This window comes from Mesorhizobium sp. RSR565B, from assembly GCF_054719465.1.
Genome location: NZ_JBTTIE010000001.1, coordinates 1,373,740 through 1,397,524 on the forward strand (window position 1 = coordinate 1,373,740; position 23,785 = coordinate 1,397,524).

At 59.6% G+C, this 23,785-nt stretch carries 23 protein-coding genes; 5 read left to right on the forward strand and 18 right to left on the reverse strand.

What is annotated here, in order from left to right:
* Window positions 1-34 precede the first annotated feature (34 nt).
* The 11 genes from ACYG9R_RS06645 to ACYG9R_RS06695 form a co-directional block, all read right to left on the reverse strand.
* Window positions 35-2,995, reverse strand: coding sequence for a hypothetical protein (locus ACYG9R_RS06645; protein ID WP_023823697.1), 2,961 nt, complete (start codon window positions 2,993-2,995; stop codon window positions 35-37).
* A 628-nt stretch (window positions 2,996-3,623) separates the two neighbouring features.
* Window positions 3,624-3,992: a hypothetical protein gene (locus ACYG9R_RS06650; protein WP_023823698.1), complete on the reverse strand. Its 369-nt coding sequence runs from the start codon at window positions 3,990-3,992 to the stop codon at window positions 3,624-3,626.
* 10 nt (window positions 3,993-4,002) lie between these two features.
* Window positions 4,003-4,533: a hypothetical protein gene (locus ACYG9R_RS06655; protein ID WP_031199299.1), complete on the reverse strand. Its 531-nt coding sequence runs from the start codon at window positions 4,531-4,533 to the stop codon at window positions 4,003-4,005.
* Between the two features lie 349 nt (window positions 4,534-4,882).
* Window positions 4,883-5,143, reverse strand: a complete 261-nt coding sequence (locus ACYG9R_RS06660) for a DUF3768 domain-containing protein (protein WP_245260044.1) — start codon at window positions 5,141-5,143, stop codon at window positions 4,883-4,885.
* Window positions 5,144-5,322: 179 nt separating this feature from the next.
* Entirely contained in the window at window positions 5,323-6,006 is a 684-nt protein-coding gene (locus ACYG9R_RS06665) for a hypothetical protein (RefSeq protein WP_155923250.1), read from the reverse strand.
* Window positions 6,007-6,167: 161 nt separating this feature from the next.
* Window positions 6,168-6,638 (reverse strand): hypothetical protein, encoded by a 471-nt coding sequence (locus tag ACYG9R_RS06670; protein WP_023823702.1) that lies wholly within the window; start codon window positions 6,636-6,638, stop codon window positions 6,168-6,170.
* Window positions 6,639-6,846: 208 nt separating this feature from the next.
* Window positions 6,847-7,284: a hypothetical protein gene (locus ACYG9R_RS06675; RefSeq protein ID WP_155923251.1), complete on the reverse strand. Its 438-nt coding sequence runs from the start codon at window positions 7,282-7,284 to the stop codon at window positions 6,847-6,849.
* A gap of 163 nt (window positions 7,285-7,447) precedes the next feature.
* The gene (locus ACYG9R_RS06680; protein WP_023823704.1) at window positions 7,448-7,891 is read right to left on the reverse strand and encodes a hypothetical protein; all 444 of its coding nucleotides are present in this window, start codon (window positions 7,889-7,891) and stop codon (window positions 7,448-7,450) included.
* Window positions 7,892-7,901: 10 nt separating this feature from the next.
* Window positions 7,902-8,507: a hypothetical protein gene (locus ACYG9R_RS06685; RefSeq protein ID WP_245260045.1), complete on the reverse strand. Its 606-nt coding sequence runs from the start codon at window positions 8,505-8,507 to the stop codon at window positions 7,902-7,904.
* A gap of 460 nt (window positions 8,508-8,967) precedes the next feature.
* Window positions 8,968-9,567 (reverse strand): SOS response-associated peptidase, encoded by a 600-nt coding sequence (locus ACYG9R_RS06690; RefSeq protein ID WP_023823706.1) that lies wholly within the window; start codon window positions 9,565-9,567, stop codon window positions 8,968-8,970.
* Between the two features lie 68 nt (window positions 9,568-9,635).
* The gene (locus ACYG9R_RS06695) at window positions 9,636-9,899 is read right to left on the reverse strand and encodes a DUF982 domain-containing protein (RefSeq protein ID WP_023823707.1); all 264 of its coding nucleotides are present in this window, start codon (window positions 9,897-9,899) and stop codon (window positions 9,636-9,638) included.
* A gap of 498 nt (window positions 9,900-10,397) precedes the next feature.
* On the opposite strand from ACYG9R_RS06695, the gene ACYG9R_RS06700 reads away from it, so the two are divergent.
* On the forward strand, window positions 10,398-10,856 hold the full coding sequence (locus ACYG9R_RS06700; RefSeq protein ID WP_023823708.1) for a hypothetical protein: 459 nt from the start codon (window positions 10,398-10,400) through the stop codon (window positions 10,854-10,856).
* Between the two features lie 91 nt (window positions 10,857-10,947).
* Here the strand turns inward: ACYG9R_RS06700 and ACYG9R_RS06705 are convergent, their stop codons facing one another.
* Together ACYG9R_RS06705 and ACYG9R_RS06710 are read right to left on the reverse strand one after the other, a co-directional pair.
* Window positions 10,948-11,157, reverse strand: a complete 210-nt coding sequence (locus tag ACYG9R_RS06705; RefSeq protein WP_023823709.1) for a DUF768 domain-containing protein — start codon at window positions 11,155-11,157, stop codon at window positions 10,948-10,950.
* Between the two features lie 27 nt (window positions 11,158-11,184).
* Window positions 11,185-11,346 carry a hypothetical protein gene (locus ACYG9R_RS06710; RefSeq protein ID WP_023696664.1) on the reverse strand — a complete coding sequence of 54 codons (162 nt, stop codon included), beginning with the start codon at window positions 11,344-11,346 and terminating at the stop codon, window positions 11,185-11,187.
* A 149-nt stretch (window positions 11,347-11,495) separates the two neighbouring features.
* Between ACYG9R_RS06710 and ACYG9R_RS06715 the strand changes: the two genes are divergently transcribed.
* Window positions 11,496-12,248: a pseudouridine synthase gene (locus ACYG9R_RS06715; RefSeq protein WP_023696665.1), complete on the forward strand. Its 753-nt coding sequence runs from the start codon at window positions 11,496-11,498 to the stop codon at window positions 12,246-12,248.
* Between the two features lie 22 nt (window positions 12,249-12,270).
* On the opposite strand, the gene ACYG9R_RS06720 is transcribed toward ACYG9R_RS06715, so the two are convergent.
* Entirely contained in the window at window positions 12,271-12,852 is a 582-nt protein-coding gene (locus ACYG9R_RS06720; RefSeq protein ID WP_023823710.1) for a histidine phosphatase family protein, read from the reverse strand.
* A gap of 135 nt (window positions 12,853-12,987) precedes the next feature.
* Entirely contained in the window at window positions 12,988-14,322 is a 1,335-nt protein-coding gene (locus ACYG9R_RS06725; RefSeq protein ID WP_023823711.1) for a dicarboxylate/amino acid:cation symporter, read from the reverse strand.
* Window positions 14,323-14,553: 231 nt separating this feature from the next.
* Between ACYG9R_RS06725 and ACYG9R_RS06730 the strand changes: the two genes are divergently transcribed.
* The 3 genes from ACYG9R_RS06730 (at window position 14,554) to ACYG9R_RS06740 (ending at window position 18,291) form a co-directional block, all read left to right on the forward strand.
* The gene (locus ACYG9R_RS06730) at window positions 14,554-16,413 is read left to right on the forward strand and encodes a sensor histidine kinase (protein ID WP_023823712.1); all 1,860 of its coding nucleotides are present in this window, start codon (window positions 14,554-14,556) and stop codon (window positions 16,411-16,413) included.
* Window positions 16,410-17,759: a sigma-54-dependent transcriptional regulator gene (locus ACYG9R_RS06735; RefSeq protein WP_023823713.1), complete on the forward strand. Its 1,350-nt coding sequence runs from the start codon at window positions 16,410-16,412 to the stop codon at window positions 17,757-17,759. Before ACYG9R_RS06730 ends, ACYG9R_RS06735 begins: the two co-directional genes overlap by 4 nt.
* A gap of 184 nt (window positions 17,760-17,943) precedes the next feature.
* Complete coding sequence (locus tag ACYG9R_RS06740; protein ID WP_032885862.1) at window positions 17,944-18,291, forward strand: hypothetical protein; 348 nt, start codon at window positions 17,944-17,946, stop codon at window positions 18,289-18,291.
* A 17-nt stretch (window positions 18,292-18,308) separates the two neighbouring features.
* On the opposite strand, the gene ggt is transcribed toward ACYG9R_RS06740, so the two are convergent.
* The 3 genes from ggt to ACYG9R_RS06755 form a co-directional block, all read right to left on the reverse strand.
* The gene (gene ggt, locus ACYG9R_RS06745; RefSeq protein WP_023823714.1) at window positions 18,309-20,048 is read right to left on the reverse strand and encodes a gamma-glutamyltransferase; all 1,740 of its coding nucleotides are present in this window, start codon (window positions 20,046-20,048) and stop codon (window positions 18,309-18,311) included.
* A gap of 140 nt (window positions 20,049-20,188) precedes the next feature.
* The gene (gene rhaI / locus ACYG9R_RS06750; RefSeq protein WP_023823715.1) at window positions 20,189-21,481 is read right to left on the reverse strand and encodes an L-rhamnose catabolism isomerase; all 1,293 of its coding nucleotides are present in this window, start codon (window positions 21,479-21,481) and stop codon (window positions 20,189-20,191) included.
* A 107-nt stretch (window positions 21,482-21,588) separates the two neighbouring features.
* Complete coding sequence (locus ACYG9R_RS06755) at window positions 21,589-23,691, reverse strand: bifunctional rhamnulose-1-phosphate aldolase/short-chain dehydrogenase (protein WP_023823716.1); 2,103 nt, start codon at window positions 23,689-23,691, stop codon at window positions 21,589-21,591.
* Window positions 23,692-23,785 lie beyond the last annotated feature (94 nt).

Here is a 23,785-nt window from a genome sequence, read left to right on the forward strand (position 1 = left end):
TAAAACTCGATACGCACTTCTCCATTGTTCTAGGCTAGTGACCGGCGGCTAAGTACGCCTGTCCAGTGGTAGATAGCCCACGAAGTTGTGCAATCGTCTCCCGCACAAGGGGCACCATTTGGCCTACGGGAGCCTTGCCTAACGCAATGGCCTCGTTGGTAAATTCTCTCAACCGCCATCCATCAAGAGAACCGCTCTGAAGGGCTTTGGGAACATCATATGTTTTCATGATCGCCTTAACATCCTTCATCTGATCGACAATATCAGGGTCCTTTTCGCACGTAGGAAGGTCCGAGAAGCATTGGATCAATAGCCTGATATCACTCCCTTTAAGAAGGCGTTGGCGGAGGTCACCGAATAAAAGACCGCTCGCTGTCTCGTCTGACGTAGTGGCGTCGGGTTCGATCATCCATAGCAATGAAGTGCTTATCGCCTGCCGCCCATCCAACTCGCTCAAACTGGAATTGAAACTCGGATCCGACAAAACACCATTCAGTGTTGGCGAAAGGCGGTCTTCGAATATCAGCGCGCGGCGAATTGCGTTGGGCTCATCGCGCATTTTATCGACAATGAGGTCACGCAACACTTGGCTCGTTTCAGGTTTACCTAAATACTCCAAGAATGCCTTGTAAGAAATGGCGCTCGGGCTGACCCCCTGTAGAACACTCCACGTCCCGCGTCCTCCACCAATTGGCAGCGATATTTGGAAGCTGCCGACGCGCTTTGGCCCAATGCGCACGTCGTAAGTGAGGATCAACGTGGAAGGTGAAGGAATCCCAATGACTGCGCTAAGAACGCAGACATCTAGTTCTCCGAAACGCACGTCCTTGGACGCAGAAAGATCGTCGGAAATGAGCAATCCTCCGCCCGCTAGGTACTGGGGAAGCAAGCCCTTTGCCCAATCCTTTCCCCAGACATAGACGGGCGTACCAAAACCCTGCTGACCCTTCAGTTCAGGCCAAGGCACAGTTGAATCTGGAAAGCCTCTTCTATGACTAATAAACTCTGGGCAGATTGACGGTGTCGAATTCTGGCTGGAATGCGTTTCGCTATCGATCACCTTCTCGGCCATCACCTCCAGCCTTGACCGCAGCGAGGCCTTGAACGAAGTGGTCACTGCCTGTCTTCCGTCCGTATAATACTTGACAAGCTTGTCGATGATATCCTTGCGGCCTTTCTCCTGAACGTCCAAGGGCTGTGTGGGCTTATAACCCTGAAGGTCATCAAAAAAGTCCGCTAACGCCATACCAGACTGAAGAAGTTCCTCCACGTTTTTGAGATGTTGGGCATCCGAAGTGCCCGAAGGGTTCGCCTCTATCGCTCGCATGAATGCTTGCGATGCCGCAGCCCAAAGAACCGGATTGCTTAGCGGGTCATGGCCGCGGAACTCAACGCCGAACACCTTCGACGTAAATTCGCGGTACCACGGGAGCAGTTCATGCCATGGTCGCTCTGTTGCGGGAGTCAAATCCTTGAGCGAGCCCTCCTTAGAAGAAAACGGCTCCATCGAAACCTGAAGGGTAGCGAATGTCCGTAAGTCAGCTAGGCACGTGAAAAGATCGGGCGCCAGCGCCGAGGCCCCTCCCGCTACAGCTGCCGACGTCTCTGCGCAGCTCTCAGAATTATAGTACAGTTTTTCTGATCCAACATTCCTCAGCGAGGCCTCAGCGAATTTCGAAAAATAGCTAAATTGATTTCGAAATTGGTCAAAATCACCTCTCAGAAGAGCGATTGAGGTTTCGATGTTGACGTTCTGATCTTGTATGACGCCAATTTGCTCAATCATGAAATCCATCTTCGCGTTCACAACAGCAAAGTTTCGGCGCAAAAAATCAACGATTAAGTCAAGTTCTTTAAGAATTGCCTCCGCTCCGGGATCCGAAGCTTTTGCGGTGAGGGCAGTTATCATGGTTATCGCCACACCAATATAATTGTAGGTAGCCGCCTCTGTATCTAATTCTTGCATTTCCTGATCGTATTGATGACTCAGGAGCTGAGACTCAAGTTTGTCTGTTATCTCGACGACAGAGACAGCAGCGTTGGCGATAGCGACTCCTTTGATGATCGCCTCTCTTTCGGCCGGGTCATTCGATAGTTGTCCCAACAAGGCGACGATACGGAGAACGGCTCTAGCAGAATCGAATGATGTTATCCGAGCAGAACTGGACGTGTCGCCTGTCACCCCGTCAAGTGACCGAGATGCGTCGCCTAAGAAGGCATCCACATGACCCAGCATTGCGGTCATTTTCCCAGATAATTGTGGATCGACCGTTAGCTTTGTCGGCGGCATACCGTTTTGGCTTGATCCGATATTGTTTGCAATCTCTTCCTTTTCAAATGAAATTTCAGGCGAAACTTGAGTTGAAATGACAATATCTTGCTTCTCGTCAAAGGAACCAATAAAAGCTACTTTATTGTCGACCTTCATGGCTATCTCGAAGGGAAGACTCTTTTGGCTAAATCCGAGATAATTGTTCGAAATCCTCTTAGTTACATTGTATCCGACGGAGCTCTCGTCTTCAGACGCGTACCCCTTGAGGTCAGCGAGAAAAAATATACTGTTTGCTTTGCTGATGTACTGTGCTTTAAAATCAAAAGGCTTTGCGATCAAATAATCTGGGAAATACTTAGATCCAGTCATCAAATTTCCTACGCTGGCTGCCGTCTTTGCGGTCGGGTCAGGGACAAAGGCCATAAGCTTAAAAGCCGTGTTCAGTACGTCCTTGTCCGAGGGAAGACCGGTACCGTAATTGTGGAAAACCTCCATCTGTTTGAATGTTTCGGCCACAATCTGGTCGGCCGTGTATGTCGGGTATAGGCGCATTAGGTCGTAACCTATCGAGAGTGCTACCGTAGCATCCGTCCTTTTCGTATCTGTGGAGAGTCCCATACCAACCAGCCACGGCCGTAGGTCTCTAGTTTGCGTTTGACCCTCGACACCAGCTGTGAACAGAAACAGGATTGATATCGCGATTACAAAAGAAGCGCGCTTCATGGGAGACCTCTCTAGAGGACACTCTTGCGATGGCGAGTTTGTATCTAAACCCCCCAAAGGTCTAGGCCTTGTTGTGGTGGGCCGGTGATTAGCCTGCGGGCGTTCGACGTTAAGCGACGCCATCTGTGCTGGTATTTTTAAGGGAAGTTGATAGAGGCTTCTAAACACCTAGGAGATTCACTATCGGATGACGGTCCGAATGCACACGTGATAGATATGCTCGCCGCGATCATTGATGTTCCCCTTGATGTTACAGCCCACTCTACGCACGGCGACGGAGGTCGTTGACGTGCCGGGATAGTGAACATTTGGAAGTGAGTGCCGGGTGTCTATCGCGACATAAGCGACGGACGCGGTGCCAAGCAGCGACAGAGAAATTGGAAGGCGAGCGCGGAGAAGCGAATGCCACCAAGGCCGCCTTCGCCGTCTGACCCATGGCTGAACAGAATTGCCCATAGCCATCTCCCCGAGGGGAGAATGCTTCGATCAGGCGGAAGAGTCTAGAGAAGGAAGAAAGCACTCTCCGGCTATTCTGCACTGTCCTCGTCGCTTTCGTCGGGAGGGACTTTATCATCTGGCGCCGCTGTTTTGGCTCCGGCAATAAGAGACCAATGCTATCAGCGAATTATTAGTTCCAATGTGGACCTCCATGATCGTCGAAAGCAAACGCTGGGTGCTTCAAACCGATCAACTCATTGTCGAACGTCACGGTGATTTTCTTCCATCCATATCCTTCTGGCAATTTTTTCACTACACAAAACAAAGTTGGGCGTCCATCAGCAAAGTGCGACCTCTGTATATGGAGATCGTCCGGAACCTCGACGCCCCTCTTTCTAAGTAGACTCCTATCTAGAAGCACCGCCTCAACAAATTCATGTCTTAAGTCTTCTCTCAGCTGATAGATCTCTTGAAGCAGCTTTTTAAATGGCTCCTGACAAACAAAATCGACTAGATGAGACTGGAGTTCCTTAATCTCGTTATCTGACATGACCTTCATAGACCACTCCTCAAGGGACTCCGGCGGTCACGCAAAGCTTATTGCCGTAAGAGGCGCAAATCCCTCTTTCATACTGACCGCCGGGCGTTGCGGACCACCTTTCCGCATAGATAACCTTGGGGTCTAACTGGCCCGCCGGAGGCGGCTCGAAGACTCTCATGGAGAAGCGCAACTCATTAAGTGACGCCAGCGGAATATTACTTCTTGAATAATAATCTGGATCCTTGAAAGTGTTCGCTAGACCTTGCGCGATACTAACTTGCTTATTGGCGTCGTGCTCGTTCGCCATTATGTCGGTTAGAGCATCAGACACCTCCTTCGAAGCAATAATTACCGCCAGCCGGTCGAATTGTGCTTTAAGTTCGGCTGGATCAACTGCCATGGTGTTCCCTGTCTGCGCCTCAGCCTCTCCGATCATTTCGAAGATGGTGCTTGCTGGCAGCCCCAGCACGAACAAGGAACGCAAAATTTCTCGTCGGCTTAAGATACCGGCTTTGAACTGATCAACTGCTTGTTTGCATTCAGACGAAAGCTCTTCCATAGCTTCCTCCACTTCGTCATTCTCAGGTCGGGCGCAAAATATGCGCCTTGGCTGATAGAAGCGCAAGGACCTGACAGCTAAAAATGCCATTGCGCCACCAAGCTGCAGGCCCGAACAGCAAGCCACAGTTTTCCGCTACAGGGAAGTTACTGGTGAGTACGACGGCTGACGAAAGCATCGCTATCTCGGCACATCAGCGCGTGAGCTAGTTGAATGTGCCCGCCGCGGCTCTTTTGATCGAGCCTGCCAAGGGTGCTCGTGAGCCATCTCCACTTTCTTCTGGCAGAAAACCGAAAAAAGCGTAGCGGGAGCTGGCGGATATGCCCCTGTGCCCTGTGCAGGGAGAACATCAGTACTCCTCCGGCAGCATGACGGTCATCACCCGGATAGTGACGGCCGGGTCGGAGGCGTCAGGCGACAGGTTCGCCAGAGCGAGGTCATAGTAGTCTATTTTGAAGAACAACTGCCGATCGCCGACGTGCAGTAGAGCGCAATCGTGCTGGCTCCATGCATCGTTGCTCTCGTCGAACGCGTCGAAGTTGGCGATGGCCAGCAGGATGGCGCCGATCTCTTGGGCAGGCAGTGCAGCGACACCGGCGGTCATCACCATGCGGCCGCCAGCGCCGGTCTGGCGCAATTGGTCGTTGAGGGTCCGAATACGCGCTGTTCGGTCAGCCGCCGATAGCCGACCTACGCGCTCTTTTGAGCATGTCATTGGGTAATTCCTTCGAATGGATGTCTGGTTGAGGGGTGACGGGCCGGGACGAACCCAGCCCGTTGCAAGACCGCCTATTTCTTCGCCAGCTGGCGGGGGTGGATCAGGCCGAGCTGGTAGTAGCTGCGGTCTACCTGCGGGGCATCCGGATAGTCCCTGAATTTCAGCGTAAAAATGCCCTTGGCTTTCGCCTTCATGATCCGGGCTTCAAAATATCCCTCGTCGGGTCCTTCCGATGCCAGCACCATGTCGCCGACCGCCAGCTTGCCCCATGGGTCAGGTGAACCGCTATCGCCTGAACCGGCACCTTGATCGCCGTCGCCATGGCCCGCCACCGCCTCAGGCGAGCCCGCTGAAGCGTTTTCGGGGCTGTCGGCGGCCTTGTCGTCGCCCGACCCGCTGTCGCGCTCGTCAGCGACCCCCGCAAGGGCAGCAATTTGGGTGTACACTTCCCCTTTGACGAATGGCACGAAAGCCTTGCCGCTATCGAACAGCTTCCCAGCCGGAAGGCGCATGACGATCTCGGACGCTTCGCCGGGCTCGACGCGATGCGAGTGCATTCCCATCAGCCTCGCTGCGCTTTCTGCCGCCTCGACATCAGGCAACATGAAGATTGAGGCATGAGGTTTGCGGGCGTCATCACGGCCGAAAACGATGAGCGACCGCGTGGTTTCGGAGGCGACACTCATTGCGCAACCTCCAGATATGACAAAGGGGCCAGATGGCCCCTTTTGGTGTGTTTTGCTGGTTGCCGACACAGGGTGCCGGGTCGGTCTGTCATAGGCATATTCGAGCTCCTGTTAGGTTCTGGCCCAGCCGCGTCAAACGGCGCAGCTCGCCACAACCAGCATACAGGATTAATTTCCTATTGTCAACCAGAGGTTGTTGGAGCGCCCGGCCATCGTGATTGGACGTAAACTCATAAACGCGGAATGATGGGGATTTCGATAGTGGACGGTTGGGTCACGCTTTTTGAAGCGTAAACCAGACCAAGGAGTCTCGTTCCGATCCGTTCATCCCATAGCCGACCCCAATCCGCGATAAGCCGCTCCTCTGGTGTGACTGCGCGTCGATATTCCACTAACCTCGATATGCCGCCGTCTTCCGTCTCAACATCTGCATGGGTCATTTTCGGAGTTCCGTCCGAAAAGCGTAGATACATGAACGCAAAAACAATCAGGTGCCGCTTTCCCAATGACGCGACACGCTCGTCGATTCTTTTGACCGCAGACTGCACTGCATTGAAATCAGCAATCCTTACCGCTCGCTCAAGCCGAACGAAGTCCAGAAAAACCAACTGATTTGTGATCGTTATAAGCCCGTCGGGCGTCCTATCGACGCCATGGGAAATCAGTTTCTGCTTGACGAATCTATAGATCGAACCGGGCATTCACAGCGTTTACAATGTGAACTCCCGGGTCCGCTAGTGGGTTGAACGCAATAGGATTCGTCGCCAACTTCTGACGTTACTTCCCAACCCAATGGGCCTGTCTGCCGGAGTGGCCAGTTGCTGTCCTAGAACAGCGAGCCCTGCGCCGGAGCGGTGAGTTGTTCACTGTCTATGGCCCGACCGATCAGCAGAGCGAAGACCGGGCATGTCAGCCGCCCCTCGACTGGCGGAGTAGCTCTTGATTGGCCCGCAGTAGGTCAAGATAGCGCTGCTTGGCTGCGGGTTCCGCGAAGCAGTAGAAGCGAAGAAGCTCTTGGCTATTTTCTTCATAGCCGTGAAATGCGGGAGCTTCTTTCGTTGCCTCGCTGGTAGCCCGATCGAGGGCGAACCGTTCCTTGAAGGCCGTTCCCTCCAGCGAACTCGCGACCGCTACCCTTTCCATGTGGCCGTTACGGAAGAGGTAAGACACTTTCGATCGATGGCCCTCCGGGTTCTCGCTGATTGCTTCCAGAACGCCATTACCGGACTGATCTGGGCAGTTGACGGAAATGCGGAGAAAATCGCTGTTGGCAAACGAGGCCGAACTGACGCACGTCGCCAAAAACAGCACAATCGCACCCGGCACTACACTGAAACTCTTCGTCACTCTAAGCAGCTCATGAACGGCGGTCACCTCTGACTTGGTGTTTGTTGGATGAGTAATGACCATCCTGCGACGGCAGCTCCAAGTCAAATGGTGCTTTTGCGCAATTCTGACGCGCCATCAAGCGGAAGACGCTCATAACGATGGAGAGCGCTTCGTCACGATGCTAGGCAGCCTTCCTTTTTCTGAAGGTGGCAGCCGTCTTTGCAACACAACCAACCAGAGGCAATGAGCGGGTCTTCTCGTAGCCTAGCGCATACATTTTTTGGCCGACAAGGTAGCCAGCAGTCACAGTCCCCTCGTTGTGAGGGCCGTAATCCTTGCCGAGCTTCGCCTTTATCAACGGATCGACCGCTTCAAGCGGTGGGCGGCCCTTAGCAGAGGCGTCTAGCATCTTCTCGACGTTCTCGGGATTGTTGATGACCACCTCCATTGCGCGATAAGCGGGGTCGCCGTGGGCGAGCGACTGGTCTTTTTGATAGGCCATTCCAGTTTCTTTCAACATTTCAATAATGGCTTCCGCTTCCGGGCCACCTTTTCGCAGACAGTTCTTGTAAATTTGAGCTCGCTGCTCAAGCGTCATCGCTTTCAATTTATCGACGGTGTACATGTAGAGCCCCTCACTCGAAAGATTCGTATTCTTTTGGATCAACCAGCTTACGGAGCTGAACGCCAATGTTCATGCGCTGTTGGCCGGGATTTAGATTGTCGTAGCGCTTCTGGATGCCATATTTCTTTGCAACTGCGTAGAGCCGGTCCAACACAAGGGTGCCATCCGCATCCCGAACCTGCTGATTAAGCCACACGTTGAACGCGCTGTTCATCGTGTTCTTTATCCATGCCTCGCGCTGCTCTTTCGTAATTTTCATGACTTGCCGAGGCTCGCTGCCCTCCAAGCGGTAGGTGGTGCCGCTGGTGAACAGGCTTGGCCGTGTAATTCGCAAGGCTGAGCGGTCGGGCTTATATCCAAGTGCCGCCATCACTTGCCGCACCATATGACCTATCATCTGCTTGACGCGATCATCGGCGACCTCCTCCCCGAACTCTGCAACCAGTCCCGCTGCCAAGGGTTCAACCGCTGCCCTGTCCAGAAGGGTGGCCGTTTCCATGCGAATGAGGTTGTCGCTGCGCTTCAGAAACGACCAAAGTTCCTTGCCAAGGTCGGTTTCTGCAAGGTCGCGAAAATTTTGCGGCACGTAGCGTAGCTGCCCTAGATCTGTGCTCAAGTCACTCTCCATTGTTGACACGTGTCACATATACGTCTCTAGACGACACCTGTCAATAGTACATGCGTTCACGTGATCCTCTCTCGAGAAAGATTAGCTGGTGGCGCGAAAAGGCTTGTGGAACTAATCGTTGTCAGCGATCGCCCTGCTGATCAGATGGCTACGGATGATCAGCGATAGAGTCACTGGAGTTCAGCCCTCCACGCTGCAACGGAGGGCCCAGAGTTTCCTGAGTTGGTATTTCGACTGCTACTAGACCTTTATCACACAGCAGTGCTACACAAGCCGCATTATTTCGGTAGCCCCTGCCGTTGATTTTGCTCGGTTTTCTCTGCGCTCTGCCTTTTCCGCCTCTGGGCACCAGTTTTCTCTGAACATCAAGGGCTTGACTTCCTGGCGCCGCACCGACGGATTCCTGATTTCGGCCTGCCGGCTGTGCCGGCAAGCCTGCGCAACCGAGTTATGAACTTTCGGGGCGCACGGTCTCCACGCGCAGCGAGCCGGCTGGAAGCGGCTGCAGCAGTCCGGCTTCCGGCTTCGTCAGACTGAGCCAAGCCGCCCAATCGCCGGGCCGAAACACCACGACCTGCCGACTGTGATAGGGCGCAATATCCGGTCCAGGCTCGGTTGTCAGCATGGTGAAGGTTGGCGGCTTGTTGCCGGCAGCTTCACGCCAAAGCCCTGCGATGGCCATGAACGGCGAGCCGTTGAGCGTGAAGCGATGCTTTGCCTTCGGATACTTCGTGCCCGTGAACTCGAAGAAGGCGGATGCCGGAACGAGGCAGCGTTTGCTGCCGGCGAATTGCCTGCCTTCGGAGCGGAAGTTGAACACTGGTCCGCCTTTCGGTCCGGCCGGTGGAAATCCGAACGTCATCGACGTCAGTTCGACAGCGCCGGCGTCGCCGGCGGCGCGCATGATCGGGGCCGGATCATTGATGCGGATGTCATCAACCTGCGGCAGGTCAAGTTCCGTCTGGTGGGTCGGGATCTCGAGTGCCAGCGACTCCAGCATCCGGCAATATTCAGCCCAGAGAATATGCTGCTCATAGTCGTTGCACATGGAAGGCTCCCGACCGGTCTGCCAGTTTACGTTACGCAAACAAAGAGGCGATGGAAAGCCGTGGCCGTTCAACCCTCGCGGTCGCGCTCGACCAGTATATCGGCCTCGATCGCCGCATTGACGAAGGCAGCGCGGGCATAGTGCGCCTCTTTCAGGCCTTCGAGAACGCCGAGGCAGGCCTTGCGGGCGGCGACGTGATAGCGGCCCGTCTTCGCGGGCCAGCGGTTCATCAGGATGTCGGCGGCCTGCGCCACGCGCTCCACCTTGTAGATCGTGTTTCCGGACCTGCCGAGCGCCACGCGAACCGGCTCATCGACATGCTGGTCTTGCATGCTTCCCCTCCCGAACGCGATCGCGAGTCAATTCGGCATGCACTGAAATGGTTCCAGAAACGAAAGAAGCCCGCCGGCCTGAGCCAGCGGGCTTTCTGTTGATCAGCAAGTCTCGCGCTCAGTGGAGCTCTATATCAAGTCTCGTCAGTGGATGGCGGAACGTCAATGGTTCCGCCGCCACCTGACGTAGGCGAAGCAACATGCGCCGCAAGTTTGCCCTTCCGGTGCAGGACCGGCTTTTCGTATACTTTTTTTCATTGAAATATGCCCCAAGGCCCAAACGCCCGGCGCAACCCGCGCCTCCATCAGCCCAATGTCAACCAAATACGAAAACCGGCGCAACGCGAATGACAGGCTTGCCGCGATAGGAGATGGCGGCGTCCAACATTTGCCGCCCAATGAAATCACTTTGCGCGCATCGGCCAAATGGCGGATTTGATTTGCTTGGTGATCCCGTCTGCCTAGGGCAAACTGCCTGCCGGGGCTGCAGGAGGAGAAATGCGAGCACGCGCAGCTACGATCGGCGATCTCGAAAGTGTCTTCCGCGATCTGTCCACGCGGATGTCGGACGAGTATGTGGCCGCCGGCAAGGACAGCAAGGTCGCCTACGACAATCTGATGATGAATTTGAAGGAAGGCCGGGCGCTCGCGCTGGTCGACGGCGACAAGACGGTGGCGATCGTCGCCTGGCACGAAAACAGCGACGCCGCCGACACGCTGTTTGCCGCGCAGGAGGGTTTCTTCAGCGCCGCGACGGTCCGCTTCTGCAGGCGCCACATCCGCCACATTCAGGCGCTGGCCGGCAACCTGCCCATCCACTCGCGCAGCTGGCTGCAGCGGGCCGACGTCGGCAAATGGTTCCGTGTCATCGGTTATGTCGAACGCGGCCGGGAGAACGGCGCCACTGTGTTCGAATTGCCGCCGGCACGGGGAGCGTCAGCTGCGCGGGCTGCCTAGCGCTGGGCACCCTCGGATGCCATCACCGAAAAGCCCACCGCCAGGATGGCGATGGGCCGATATTCGCCTGCGATGGGCTCATATCGGGGGCTCAGATATTGGGCTGATCGAGTGCCTCGAAAATCACCCGTTCCAACGAACCGAACTCCTCTTCGATCTCGCTGACCTCAAGGCCTAAATGCCGAGCATCCAGGGCAGCTCGCGTGGTCAGGGTTCGAGCCGTTGCCTTGTTGGCAGGCAGTTCGCCCGGCAGGTGCTCGTGGATCCAGCCCTGCAGGAAATCAACGCCGCGCTCGCTCATCGATTTATCCCTTCCTTTATCTGGGGATCATTCACCCAGAATGACCCCAGAAGCGACGATCTGAGCCGTCAGGCTGGTGAGCCTGCCTCGCTTCACGAGCGTCGGTTTTTCGTAGATTCTCTTCATGGCGGTGCCTTTGGCGACAAATCGCTCGTCGGCAACAACGTCTCTCGCGGGGCTGCGTTCCATGGCGGGCTGTTGAGCCCGACGCCCTGACACATCGTAATTGAGAGCAGCCGCGCTCCCGCGAACTGGTGATGTTGGTGCCGCGGCAGGTTGCGAAGCCAATGCGGGGCGTGGCATTTGTCGATGCCGATCATTGGGATGGCAAGCAGGACATGGCACGGCCACCAGACATCGCCCAACACCAGGCCCCGAGCGCAGGCGTCAGCCTGAACCGGGCGCTTTCCAAACTCGGCCTGTGTTCGCGCAAGCAGGCCGAGCTGCTGATCGCCGAAGGGCGCGTGCAGGTTGGCGGCAAGGTGGTGCGCGATCCGTCGCTGCGTGTCGATCTCGGCCGCGACCGCATCGCTGTCGACGGCGAGCAGATCGTCGGCGAGGCAAAAGTCTACCTGATGATCAATAAGCCGCGCGGACAGGTCACCACGCGCGATGACCCGCAGGATCGTGGCACCGTCTATGACTGCCTGGTGGAACTGGAGTTGCCTTTCGTGTCGCCGGTCGGCCGCCTCGACAAGGCCAGCGAAGGCCTGTTGCTGATGACCAACGACACGCGCTGGGCCAACCGCCTGCTCGATCCGGCCTCGCATGTCGCCAAGACCTATCATGTCCAGATCGGCACCGCGCCCGACGAAGCGATGCTGGCGCGCTTTCGCGACGGAGCGATCGTCGACGGCGAACTGCTGACCGCAAGTTCGATCGAACTGCTGCGCAGCGGCGGCCGCACTGCCTGGCTGGAAATCGTGCTCGACGAGGGCCGCAACCGCCAGATCCGCCGCCTGCTCGGGGCATTCGACATCGAGGTGCTGAGGCTGGTTCGGGTGGCGATCGGCGGTTTGCAGCTCGGCGAGCTCGCCAAGGGCAAGGCGCGGCATCTGACATCGGAGGAATTGGCGGTGCTCGCGCGTTAAGAGGCAGGCTTGCTGAGAAACACTACTTCTGGTTCCACCTGCGTATCACCGGCTCGCTCAGATCGTGCTCATAGCCGAGGATGCTGAGGCTCGCGGTATCAAGCACGAAGTGCGCACCGCCTTCGGGTGGCAGACCGAGCCAGCGCGCGGCCAGCACGCGCAGGAAATGCGAGCTTGAAAACACCAGCACATTGCCCTCGATTGCCCGCAGCCCGGCGATGATCCTGACGGCCCTGGCACCAACATCCGCTACCGACTCGCCGTCGGGACAGCCGTCACGGAACAATTGCCAGCCGGGGCGCTGCACAAGAATCTCCTTGGTCTCAACGCCCTCATAGGCGCCATTGTCCCATTCCTGCAGGTCGTCCTTCTTGACGGCAGCAGCGCCGAAGCCGGCAAGCGTGCAGGTGCTGAAGGCTCGCTGCGACGGGCTCGACCACACCGCCTGGAAGGACAGATCCTTGAGCCGGTCCGCCACGCCGCGAGCTGCCGCCTCGCCCTTTGGCGTCAACGGTATGTCGGTGCGGCCGGTGTGTTTTCCCGAAGCGCTCCACTCCGTCTCGCCGTGACGGACGAGGTAGATTTCGGGGTACGGATTGCTCATGGGCCGGCCTTTCGGTTTTACGTCCGCACCCTACCCGGGAGGGCCCGGCCAGCGCCAGCCGCGTGCAGGCGGAAAAGGAAAGGCCGCAACCGAATCGGCTGCGGCCTTGTGCTCAAACGTCAGTGCCCGGAGCGGTCAGGCGGGCTGCAGATCGCCCGACAGCGCCAGGTCGGCTTCCTCGGACAATGTGCCGGCCATGGCGGCGGCGAACTTGGTCTGGTCGAGTTCGCCTTCCCAGCGCGCCACAACGATCGTCGCCACTGCATTGCCGACGAAATTGGTCAGCGCTCGGCATTCCGACATGAAGCGGTCGACGCCGAGGATCAGTGCCATGCCGGCGACCGGCACAGTAGGCACCACCGAGAGCGTGGCGGCCAGCGTGATAAAGCCGGCGCCGGTGATGCCGGCGGCACCCTTGGAGCTCAGCATGGCAACCAGCAGCAGCAGGATCTGGTCGCCATAGGTGAGCGGCGTGTCGGTCGCCTGGGCGATGAACAGCGCCGCCAGCGTCATGTAGATGTTGGTGCCGTCGAGGTTGAAGGAGTAGCCGGTCGGGATGACCAGGCCGACCACCGAGCGGTTGCAGCCGGCGCGCTCCATCTTGGCCATCAGGCCGGGAAGAGCGGCTTCCGAGGACGAGGTGCCGAGCACCAGCAGCAGCTCTTCCTTGATGTAGCGGATCAAGGCGAGGATCGAGAAGCCGTTGTACCAAGCGACAGCGCCGAGCACGACCAGCACGAAGAGCAGCGACGTCAGGTAGAAGGTGCCGATCAGAAAGGCGAGGTTGGCAATCGCGCCGATGCCGTATTTGCCGACGGTGAAGGCCATGGCGCCGAAGGCGCCGATAGGGGCGGCCTTCATCAGGATGGCGACCAGGCGGAAGATAGGCGAGGTCAGCGCCTGCAGGAAATCGACGACCGGGCGGCCGCGCTCGCCGACCAGAGCGAGAGAGATGCCGAACAGCACCGAGAAGAACAGCACTTGCAGAATGTCGCCTTGCGCGAAGGCGCCGGTGATGGTGTCGGGGATGATGTTGAGCAGGAAGCCGACGATGGTCGTGTCATGCGCCTTCTCGGTGAAGGTGGCGACCTTCGAGGGGTCGAGCGTCGCCGCATTGATGTGCATGCCGGCGCCCGGTTGGACGACGTTGGAGACGACCATGCCGACGACCAGCGCCAGGGTCGAAAAGACCAGGAAATAGATCATCGCCTTGCCGGCGACACGGCCAACCTTTTTCAGGTCGGAGACGCCGGCAATGCCGGTGGTCACCGTCAGGAAGATGACTGGCGCGATCACCATCTTGACCAGCTTGATGAAGGCATCGCCGAGCGGCTTCAGCGAAGCACCGAGTTCGGGATAGAAATGACCGAGCAGCACGCCGGCGGCGATCGCCGTCAGGACCTGCACGTAGAGATGACGGTAAAAGGGTAGCTTGCCGCCCGGTTCGGCGGCAGCGAATGCTGGCTGCATGACGTCCTCCATGGCGCCCCGATCGAAAGCTCGACCTCCCGGGGCAGTTGTTTTCCGCAGCCTTGCGACTGCTGTATCGGTGATAGCAACTGCCGTGCCAGACTGTGCGGCATTACCGCAGCCATTGATTTTGTTGGGTATTCGACCGACCGAGCTGGTGCCCCGCAACCGCAAGTGCGGACATCCGCATGATCGAATTGTGCTTTGTGCGAAATCATGCACAAATAGGGGATGCTGCAACGCCCTGCCGCGGTCCTGTCGCCGACGCCCGAGCAACTCGGCAAAAGCGCGCGTCGCGCCTGGCTGCTGTTTGCGGCGATCGCGCTGGTGATCGTTGCCACGGCGCTCACCGGCGCCGGCTTCTACGCGCGCCGCGCCGAGGTCGCGGCACTGGCGGCGCAAGGCCGCACCGATGCCAATCTGAAGGTAGCGTTGCTGCGCGCCGTGCTGGAAAGCCCGCGGGCGCTGCCGCTGCTCTTGTCCGAGGACCAGCAGGTGCATGACGCCCTGCAGAACAAGGGCGCTGTCACGATCGACGTGCTCAACCGCAAGCTCGAAGGGCTGGTCTCCGGCACCAAGGCTTCGGTGCTTTACGTCACCGGCGTCGACGGGTTTGCGATCGCCTCCAGCAACTGGCGCGAAACAACCAGCTTCGTCGGCAACGACTATGGCTTCCGCGCCTATTTCTCCGGCGCCATGCAATCGGGAACGGCCGAATATTTTGCGCTGGGCAACATCAGCAAGCGCCCGGGCCTCTATATTTCGCGTCGCGTCGGCAATGCGGCGGCACCGCTCGGCGTCGTCGTCGTCAAGATGGAATTCGACCAGCTTGAAGCCGACTGGCATGAGGCCAACCGGCCGGCCTATGTCAGCGACGACCACGGCGTCGTGCTGATCACCAGCGTGCCGTCCTGGCGCTTCATGACCACCGCGCCGCTGGCCGGCCCGGTGGCTGCCGCCATCCGGAGCAGCCAGCAATTCGGCAACGCGCCGCTGATCCCCTTGCCGATCACACGCCCCGAGGCATTGAGCCCTGACGTGTCGATGGTGCATGCGATAACACCGGGCGGCAGCGATGCCGAATATCTCAGGCTTTCGACACTGGTCCAATCGACGCCATGGCGGCTCGATTATCTCGTGCCGGTCGAAGCGCCGATCGCGGCTGCGGTGCGTGAGATGCGGCTGCTGGCGCTGGGCGTCGTGGTGCCGTTGCTGGCGCTGGCCGGCTATCTCCTGTGGCGCCGTCAGTCGGCGCAGATGCGCATCGCTGCCGAACAGGCAGCGCGCATCGAGCTCGAGCGCCGCGTCGTCGAGCGTACGCATGACCTCAGCCTGGCGCGCGACCGGCTGCAGGCCGAGATCACCGATCACCGCAGCACCGAAGCCAAGCTGCAGGTCATGCAGCAGGAATTGGTGCAGGCCAACCGTCTTGCTACCCTCGGCCAGGTTGCCGCCGGCGTCGCGCATGAGATCAACCAGCCGGTGGCGACCATCCGCGCCTATGCCGACAATGCCCGTGTGTTCCTGGAGCGCAAGCAGACCGCCTCGGCCGAGGAGAACCTTGGAGCGATTGCCGCGCTGACCGAGCGCATCGGCGGCATCACCGAAGAGTTGAAGGTCTTTGCCCGCAAGGGGCGCACGGCAGCCGAACCGGTCGAACTGCGCGGCGTCATCGAGGGCGCCGTGGTGCTGCTCAGAAGCCGCTTTGCCGGCCGGCTGGACGCGCTCGATATCACGCTGCCGCCGGTAACGCTCAAGGTGATGGGCAACCGGCTGCGGCTCGAACAGGTGCTGATCAACCTGTTCCAGAATGCGCTGGAAGCGCTGGACGGGCGCGACGGCGCCAGGGTGCAGGTGTCGGCCCAGGAGACGGCCGACGGCGTGGCGCTTGCCGTCGCCGACAATGGGCCGGGCATTTCGCCTGCCATCCTCAAGTCATTGTTCACGCCGTTCAACACCTCGAAGGAAAAAGGCCTGGGGCTCGGCCTCGTCATCTCGCAGGACATCGTCGCCGATTATGGCGGGCGCATCGAGGTGGCGAGCGGCAGAGACGGCACGCGCTTCACCGTTCACCTCGCCAGGGCAGCATGATGGACACCGCACCGGTCGTATTGATCGACGACGACAGCGAATTGCTGAGGGCCACTCGGCAGACGCTGGAACTCGCTGGTTTTTCCGTCTCGGCCTTTGCGGTGGCGGCCGAGGCGCTGGCCGGGCTCGACGCCAATTTTCCCGGCGTGGTGGTGTCCGACATCCGCATGCCCGGCATTGACGGCCTGCAGCTCTTCGACCGCGTCTTGCAGCTTGATGCCGACATTCCGGTCATCCTGGTCACCGGGCATGGCGACATCGCGGTTGCGGTCAAGGCGATCAAGGATGGCGCCTACGACTTCATCACCAAGCCTTTCGCCGCCGACCGGCTGGCGCAAAGTGTGGCACGGGCGGCGGAAAAGCGCCGGCTGGTGATGGAGAACCGCGCCTTGCGCGAAAGCGCCGAACAGGCGCAGGACGGCCTGCCGCTGATCGGGCAGACGCTGGCGATGGAGCGATTGCGCCGGACGCTGCGGCAAATCGCCGATACCGATGTCGACGTTCTGGTGACCGGCGAGACCGGCTCCGGCAAGGAGGTGGTGGCGAGCCTGCTGCATCGCTGGAGCCGCCGCGCCAGGGGCAATTTCGTGGCACTGAATTGCGGCGCGCTGCCGGACACGGTCATCGAAAGCGAGCTGTTCGGCCATGAGGCCGGCGCCTTCACCGGCGCACAGAAGAAGCGCATCGGCCGGATCGAGCATTCGAGCGGCGGCACGCTGTTCCTCGACGAGATCGAAAGCATGCCGGCCTCGACCCAGGTGCAGATGCTGCGGGTGCTGGAAATGCGCGAGGTGACGCCGCTCGGCACCAATGAAATCCGGCCGGTCGACCTGCGCGTCGTCGCCGCCGCCAAGGTCGATCTCGGCGACGCCAGCCGGCGCGGCGCCTTCCGCGAGGATCTCTACTACCGGCTCAATGTGGTGACGATCTCGATCCCGCCGCTGCGCGAACGCCGCGACGACGTCGCCCTGCTGTTCTTCTACTTCGCAGAGCGTGCAGCCGGCCGCTTCCGCCGGCAAATGCCAGCCGTGCCTGCCTCAGTGCACCGCCATCTGAGCCAGCACGACTGGCCGGGCAATGTGCGTGAACTCGCGCATTTCGCCGAGCGTTTCGTGCTGGGACTCGAGGAAGCGGCGCAAGCGCCACCTTCCGCCCCGGCGGAGCCGGATGACGCCAGCTCACTGCCGGAACGGCTGGAACGCTATGAAGCCAATGTCATCCGCGAGGCGCTTGGCCGCAATGACGGCGATGTCCGGCGCACGATTGAAGCGCTCGGCATTCCGCGCAAGACCTTCTACGACAAGCTGCAGCGGCACCGCATCGTGCGCAGCGATTTTTCCAGGTAATTCATTTTCCAGGTATTCAGGCGTGTGGACCCGAAAGCAGGGTAGATTTTGTGAACCGGCGCAAAAAAACCGTGGCAAGTCGGCATCAGAAAGTGTTGAAGACCGCATCGGCGGCCTTCGGCAAGGCGCGATCCGGTTGCGCTTGGCGGATGTTGATGATTTGTTGCCGGTCAGCGGAGAATGAATGATGCGAGAACCTGTCGGTCAAGATGAATATGGATCGACCAACCCGTTCGATCCGGACGATCTGACGAATTTGAACGCGATCGGCCCGGCCATGGGCGGCGGCAACGACTTCGAGAAATACGCCGTTGCCGTGATCATCGTCTTCGGCGCGCTGATCATTGGCGGGCTGATGGCCGCTTCCATGACCTTTGGTCACCGGAACGGCTTCCTGTTTGCGCTTGGCGGCGCAACCGCGGCCTGGATATCGGGCAATGCGCTGCTCCTCGACCGTCCCCGCATCTACGCGGCGTTCGTCGTGATCGCGGCGCTGATGCTCGTCGGGTCGACGCTTACGCTCGTCCTCTGATCAATCTCTTGTTTTGATCAGTAGCCAATCGCCTCGCCGGATGCGGCGCGGCTGTCGATGGCGCCGTTGTAGCGGGCGCCGCCGCCCTTCTCGATTTCCGCCAGGCTCTTGCCCCCGACAAGAATGCCGGCCGCCTGACCCCAGGTAGAATCCGCGAGATCGAGGTGGTAGCCCATGCCGGCCAGCAGTTTTTCAGTGTCGGGCGACAGGCCGAAGGGTTCGACATAGATCGTGTCGGGCAGCCATTGATGGTGGATGCGCGATGCGTCGATCGCCTCCTGGATGTTCATGCCGTGGTCGATGACGTTGACGATGGCTTCCAGCGTGATGGTGATGATGCGCGAGCCGCCGGGGCTGCCGATAACCATGAACGGCTTGCCGTCCTTGGCGACGATGGTCGGGCTCATCGATGACAGCGGCGTCTTCTTCGGCTGGATAGCATTGGCCTCTCCCTGGACGAGACCGTAGAGGTTGGGCACGCCAGGCTTCTGGGTGAAATCATCCATCTCGTTGTTGAGCAGGATGCCGGTGCCGTCCGCGACCACGCCGGCGCCGAACGAGCCGTTCAGCGTATAGGTGACCGCGACCGCATTGCCGTCATCGTCGATGATCGAATAGTGCGTCGTTTCCTTCGACTTGCCGAAGCCCTTCGGCATCAAATCCTGCGAGACGCCGGCGCGGAACGGGTCGATCTTGTCGCGGATCTCCTTGGCGTAACCCTTGTCGAGCAGTTTCGAGACCGGATTGTCGACGAAATCGGGATCGCCGAGCGCCGAGTTGCGGTCCACATAGGCGTAGCGCATCGCCTCGACCATGACATGCACCGTCTCGGCCGAGCCGGCGCCAAGATAGGACAGCGGGTAGCCCTCCAGCACGTTGAGGATTTCGCAGATGATGACGCCGCCCGAGCTTGGCGGGGGCGAAGAGACGATCTCGTAACCGCGATAGGTGCAGCTCACCGGTTGCAGCTCGCGTACCTTATATTGCTCGAAGTCTGCCTTGGCCAGAATGCCGCCCCTGGCGCCGCTCGCCTTGACGATGGCGCCGGCGATGGCGCCTTTGTAGAAGGCGTCGGCGCCTTTTTCGGAGATGGCGGCGAGCGAGGCTGCAAGATCGCGCTGGAGGAGACGCTCGCCGGCGCCATAGGGTTTGCCGTCCGGCTTCAGGAAGATGGCGGCGGCGGCAGGGTCCTTCGCCAGCCGTGCGGCATTGCTTGCGAATGAAGCAGCGTCGCCCTGGTCGAGGATGAAGCCATCCTTGGCATAGGCAATTGCCGGCGCCATCAAATCCTGGCGTGGCAGCGTGCCATATTTTTCACGAGCCATCTCGAACCCTGCCACGGAACCAGGTACGCCGACCGCAAGGTAGCCATCAAGGCTGGCGCCCTTCACCGGATTGCCGTCCTTGTCGAGATACATGATCTTGGTTGCCGCCAGCGGCGCGCGCTCGCGGAAATCGAGGAAGGTCGATTTGCCGTCCTTGAAGCGGATGGTCATGAACCCGCCACCGCCGATATTGCCGGCATTAGGGTAGACGACGGCGAGCGCATAGCCGACGGCGACCGCCGCATCGACGGCATTGCCGCCCTTCTTCAGCACCTCGACGCCGGCTTCCGACGCCAGATGCTGGGCGGTGACGACCATGCCGTGCTCGCCCTTCGCAGGTTGAGGCGAGGCGGCATGGAGCGCGCCGGATGGCGCGAGCGCAATTGCGAGCGAAAGGGTGACGCCAATCAGCGTCCGGCGGGTCAAGGGCATGGCGGTGCTCCAAGTGCGGTGTGCCTAGAAGAGCTACATGGAGCGGCCGAGTCCATCATCAATATGAGCGAACACATATTGGTGTTCGCCTGCCGGCGGAGGCAAGCTGATCTCCCCCCTGTGGTGGAGATTAGCCAATCTCAAACAATCCCGCCTGAACCGCCCACAACCGCCGGCCGTTCCGCCGCGACCTTCGCCCGGTAGCCCGCCGCGCGATATGCGGCGACTGGATCGATGGCGCCGCCTGTGTTCAGCCGCGCCATGGCAAGGATCGGCTCGACATCGGTGCGGTAGGCAGCTTTCAGCGTCTGCGTCGCCATCAGCGCATCATTGCCGTCCTGGAAACCCTCGAGCGCCTTGCGGTCGACCAGCAGCGCCTGCGCATAGGCGCGCTGCACCTCGAGGGCCGACAGCATCAGGCTTTCGATCGGGTCGGTGACGTTGTGGCTCTGGTCGAGCATGTGGGCGGGATCGAAACCCTCGGCGCCGGAAAGCTCTGCATCAACCAGTTCGTTGAAGACCAGGAACAGCCGATAGGGATCGATCGAGCCGGCATCGAGATCGTCGTCGCCATACTTCGAATCGTTGAAATGGAAGCCGCCCAGTTTCTTGAACTGGATCAGCCGCGACACGATCATCTCGATGTTGACATTGGGCGCATGGTGGCCCAGGTCGACCAGGCAGAACGCCTTGTCGCCCAGCTCCTTGGCGATCATGTAATTGGTGCCCCAGTCCTGCACGACCGTGGAGTAGAAAGCCGGCTCGTACATTTTGTGTTCGGTGAACAGTTTCCAGTCGGCGGGCAGTCCGGCATAGATCTCCTTCATGGCGTCGAGATAGCGCTCGAAGGCTTTGGCGAAATTGACCTGGCCGGGGAAATTCGAGCCGTCGCCGATCCACACTGTCAGCGCCCTGGACCCCAGCGTCTTGCCGATCTCGATGCATTCGAGATTATGCTCGACGGCCTGGCGGCGCGTGCCGGCATCGGCATGCGAAAGCGAGCCGAATTTGTAGGAGAGCGTCTGATCCCTGGCATCCGAAAAGGTGTTGGAGTTCATGGCGTCGAAGCCGAGGCCGAAGCGCGAGGCGGCCTGCTTCAGCCGGTTCGGATCGGCCTTGTCCCACGGGATGTGCAACGAGACCGTCGGTGTCGCCTGCGTCAGTTGGCTGATGACGGCGCAGTCCTCGATCTTGTCGAAAATGTCGCGCGGCTCGCCGGCGCCGGGAAAGCGGGCAAAGCGTGTGCCGCCGGTGCCGACGCCCCAGGACGGAATGGCGACGGCGAATTTCTCGACCTTGCCGCGGATGGCGTCGATGGCGATGCCGCGACGGTCGAGGCGTTCCCCGAGCGAGGCGTAGTCGCGTTCGAGGTCGGGTTTGCGCTGGGCGTTGTGGCTGGAGACGAGATCGGCGGCGATGATGGTTTCGGACAAGTGCTATTCCTCCCAATGCGTTCAGTCAGCGCTGCCCCTCATCCGGCCCTTCGGGCCACCTTCTCCCCGTATAGTGACGGGGAGAAGAGAAGCGCTCCGCCCTTAACTCAGCGCGTAAAGCTCTGCGCGTTGCCGGCGTCGACGTTGATGATGTTGCCGGTGGATTTGGCCGACATGTCGGACGCCAGGAAATAAATCGCTTCGGCAATGTCTTCCGGAAACACCGAGCGCTTCAGCATCGAGCGCGAGCGGTAGTGTTCTTCCAGATCGTCGGTCGACATCTTGTAGGCGGCGGCGCGCTGTTCCTTCCACTCGCCGGTCCAGATCTTCGAACCGCGCAGCACGGCGTCCGGATTCACGACATTGACCCGGATCTGGGCTTCCGCGCCTTCCAGCGCGAGGCAGCGGGCGAGATGGATTTCGGCGGCCTTGGCGGTGCAATAGGCGGCGGCGTTGGGTGACGCGGCAAGGCCGTTCTTGGAGGCGACGAAGACGACATTGCCGCCGATCTTCTGGGCGCGAAACAGCCGGAAGGCTTCGCGCGAGACCAGGAAATAGCCGGTCGACAATATGTCCATGTTCTTGTTCCACAGCGCCAGCGTTGTCTCCTCGATCGGCGCCGAGGAGGCGAGGCCTGCGTTGGAGATGAGAATATCAATGCCGCCGAACTCGACGGCTGTCTGGGCGAAGCCGGAAATCACCTGCTCCTCCGCGGTGACGTTGATCAGCACCGGCCGGACGAAGTCCTTGCCATAGGCTTTCGCCAGTTCGTCGTTGGCCTTGGCAAGTGCGGTCTCGTCGATATCGGCCAGCACGACGCAGGCGCCTTCGCGCAGCAGGCGATTGGCGGTGGCGCGGCCGATGCCGCCGGCGCCGCCGGTGACCAGCGCGATTTGGCCGGCGAGCGACTTCGGCTTCGGCATGCGCTGCAGCTTCAAATCCTCGAGCAGCCAGTATTCGATGTCGAAGGCCTCCTGCGCCGGCAGGCCGACATAGGACGAAACGGTCGAGGCCCCGCGCATGACATTGATGGCGTTGACGTAGAATTCGCCAGAGATGCGGGCGGTGGCCTTGTCGCCGGCGAAGGTGAACATGCCGACGCCGGGCATCAGGTAGACCACGGCGTTGGGGTCACGGATCGGGGGCGAGTCCGGATGCTTGCAGCTGTCGTAATAGGCCTGGTAGCCGACACGGTACTCAGCAATATCGTCGGCGAGGCGCGCAATCACGGCTTCGACGTCGGGCTTCGCTGGGTCGAACTCGATAACCAGCGGGCGGATTTTTGTGCGTAGGAAATGATCCGGGCATGAGGTACCGAGTGCCGCCAGCGGGCGCAAATCCCTGGAGTTGACGAATTCGAGCACAGCGGCGGAATCGTCGAAATGGCCGAGCTTGTGGCTCTTCTCCGAAATCAGGCCGCGGATCCTCGGCATCAGTCTCGCCGCGATGGCGCGGCGCTCTGCGGCGTCTAGCGATTTGAGGACTTCGCCGCCGAAGATGGCGAGACCCTCGGAGCGGCGCTCGAACCATTCGATCGCCTGGTTGATGACCGAGATCGTCGTCTCATAGCACTCCTTGGGTGTGTCGCCCCAGGTGAACAAGCCGTGGCTTTCGAGGATGACGCCCTTGGCCTCGGGGTGTTCGACGCAGAATTTCTCCAGCCAGAGGCCAAGTTCGAAGCCCGGCCGCTTCCACGGCAGCCAGCCGATGGCGTCACCGAATATCTCCTTGGTCAACGCCTTGGAATCCTTGGCCGCGGCAATCGCGATAATGGCATCGGGATGCATGTGATCGACGAACGGCTTCGGCACATAGGCGTGCAGCGGCGTGTCGATCGAGGCCGCGCGCGGGTTGAGATTGAAGGTGCAGTGGGGAAGATAGCCCACCATCTCGTCCTCATGCGCGACGCCGCGATAAAGGCCTTTCAGCGCCTGCAGTTTGTCCATGTAAAGCGTGGCGAAACCGTCCAGCTTGATCGAGGCGCTGTCGCCGCCCGAGCCCTTGACCCATAGCACTTCGACTTCGGCGCCGGAGAGCGGGTCCTTCTGCCGGATCTTGGACGAGGTGTTGCCGCCGCCATAATTGGTGACACGCTTGTCGGAGCCGAGCGTGTTGGAGCGATAGACCAGAAGCTCAGGCTCGCTCAGCCCCTTGGCTTTAGCATCGTCCCAAAGGTTGGCAAGGCGCGAGCCGGAGCGCTTGTCGAGCATGATTATCCTCCCTGGGACGCAAAAGGCGCGGTCCATTTTGCCGGAAATGTCTACGCAAGCATCTCGGTTGTCAATCATAAACGATCAAGATCGA

Bases quoted from the DNA above. Each gene is read 5' to 3' on its own strand.
- ACYG9R_RS06755 (WP_023823716.1), bottom strand. From the start codon at position 23,691: ATGCTCGACAAGCGCTCCGGCTCGCGCCTTGCCAACCTTTGGGACGAT.
- ACYG9R_RS06650 (WP_023823698.1), bottom strand. From the start codon at position 3,992: ATGAAGGTCATGTCAGATAACGAGATTAAGGAACTCCAGTCTCATCTA.
- ACYG9R_RS06660 (WP_245260044.1), bottom strand. From the start codon at position 5,143: ATGGTGATGACCGCCGGTGTCGCTGCACTGCCTGCCCAAGAGATCGGC.
- ACYG9R_RS06680 (WP_023823704.1), bottom strand. From the start codon at position 7,891: ATGTACACCGTCGATAAATTGAAAGCGATGACGCTTGAGCAGCGAGCT.
- ACYG9R_RS06720 (WP_023823710.1), bottom strand. From the start codon at position 12,852: ATGAGCAATCCGTACCCCGAAATCTACCTCGTCCGTCACGGCGAGACG.
- ACYG9R_RS06725 (WP_023823711.1), bottom strand. From the start codon at position 14,322: ATGCAGCCAGCATTCGCTGCCGCCGAACCGGGCGGCAAGCTACCCTTT.
- ACYG9R_RS06645 (WP_023823697.1), bottom strand. From the start codon at position 2,995: ATGAAGCGCGCTTCTTTTGTAATCGCGATATCAATCCTGTTTCTGTTC.
- ACYG9R_RS06700 (WP_023823708.1), top strand. From the start codon at position 10,398: ATGCGAGCACGCGCAGCTACGATCGGCGATCTCGAAAGTGTCTTCCGC.
- ACYG9R_RS06705 (WP_023823709.1), bottom strand. From the start codon at position 11,157: ATGAGCGAGCGCGGCGTTGATTTCCTGCAGGGCTGGATCCACGAGCAC.
- ggt (WP_023823714.1), bottom strand. From the start codon at position 20,048: ATGCCCTTGACCCGCCGGACGCTGATTGGCGTCACCCTTTCGCTCGCA.
- ACYG9R_RS06740 (WP_032885862.1), top strand. From the start codon at position 17,944: ATGATGCGAGAACCTGTCGGTCAAGATGAATATGGATCGACCAACCCG.
- ACYG9R_RS06715 (WP_023696665.1), top strand. From the start codon at position 11,496: ATGGCACGGCCACCAGACATCGCCCAACACCAGGCCCCGAGCGCAGGC.
- ACYG9R_RS06735 (WP_023823713.1), top strand. From the start codon at position 16,410: ATGATGGACACCGCACCGGTCGTATTGATCGACGACGACAGCGAATTG.
- ACYG9R_RS06695 (WP_023823707.1), bottom strand. From the start codon at position 9,899: ATGCAAGACCAGCATGTCGATGAGCCGGTTCGCGTGGCGCTCGGCAGG.
- ACYG9R_RS06655 (WP_031199299.1), bottom strand. From the start codon at position 4,533: ATGGAAGAGCTTTCGTCTGAATGCAAACAAGCAGTTGATCAGTTCAAA.
- ACYG9R_RS06690 (WP_023823706.1), bottom strand. From the start codon at position 9,567: ATGTGCAACGACTATGAGCAGCATATTCTCTGGGCTGAATATTGCCGG.
- ACYG9R_RS06710 (WP_023696664.1), bottom strand. From the start codon at position 11,346: ATGGAACGCAGCCCCGCGAGAGACGTTGTTGCCGACGAGCGATTTGTC.
- ACYG9R_RS06730 (WP_023823712.1), top strand. From the start codon at position 14,554: ATGCTGCAACGCCCTGCCGCGGTCCTGTCGCCGACGCCCGAGCAACTC.
- ACYG9R_RS06670 (WP_023823702.1), bottom strand. From the start codon at position 6,638: ATGCCCGGTTCGATCTATAGATTCGTCAAGCAGAAACTGATTTCCCAT.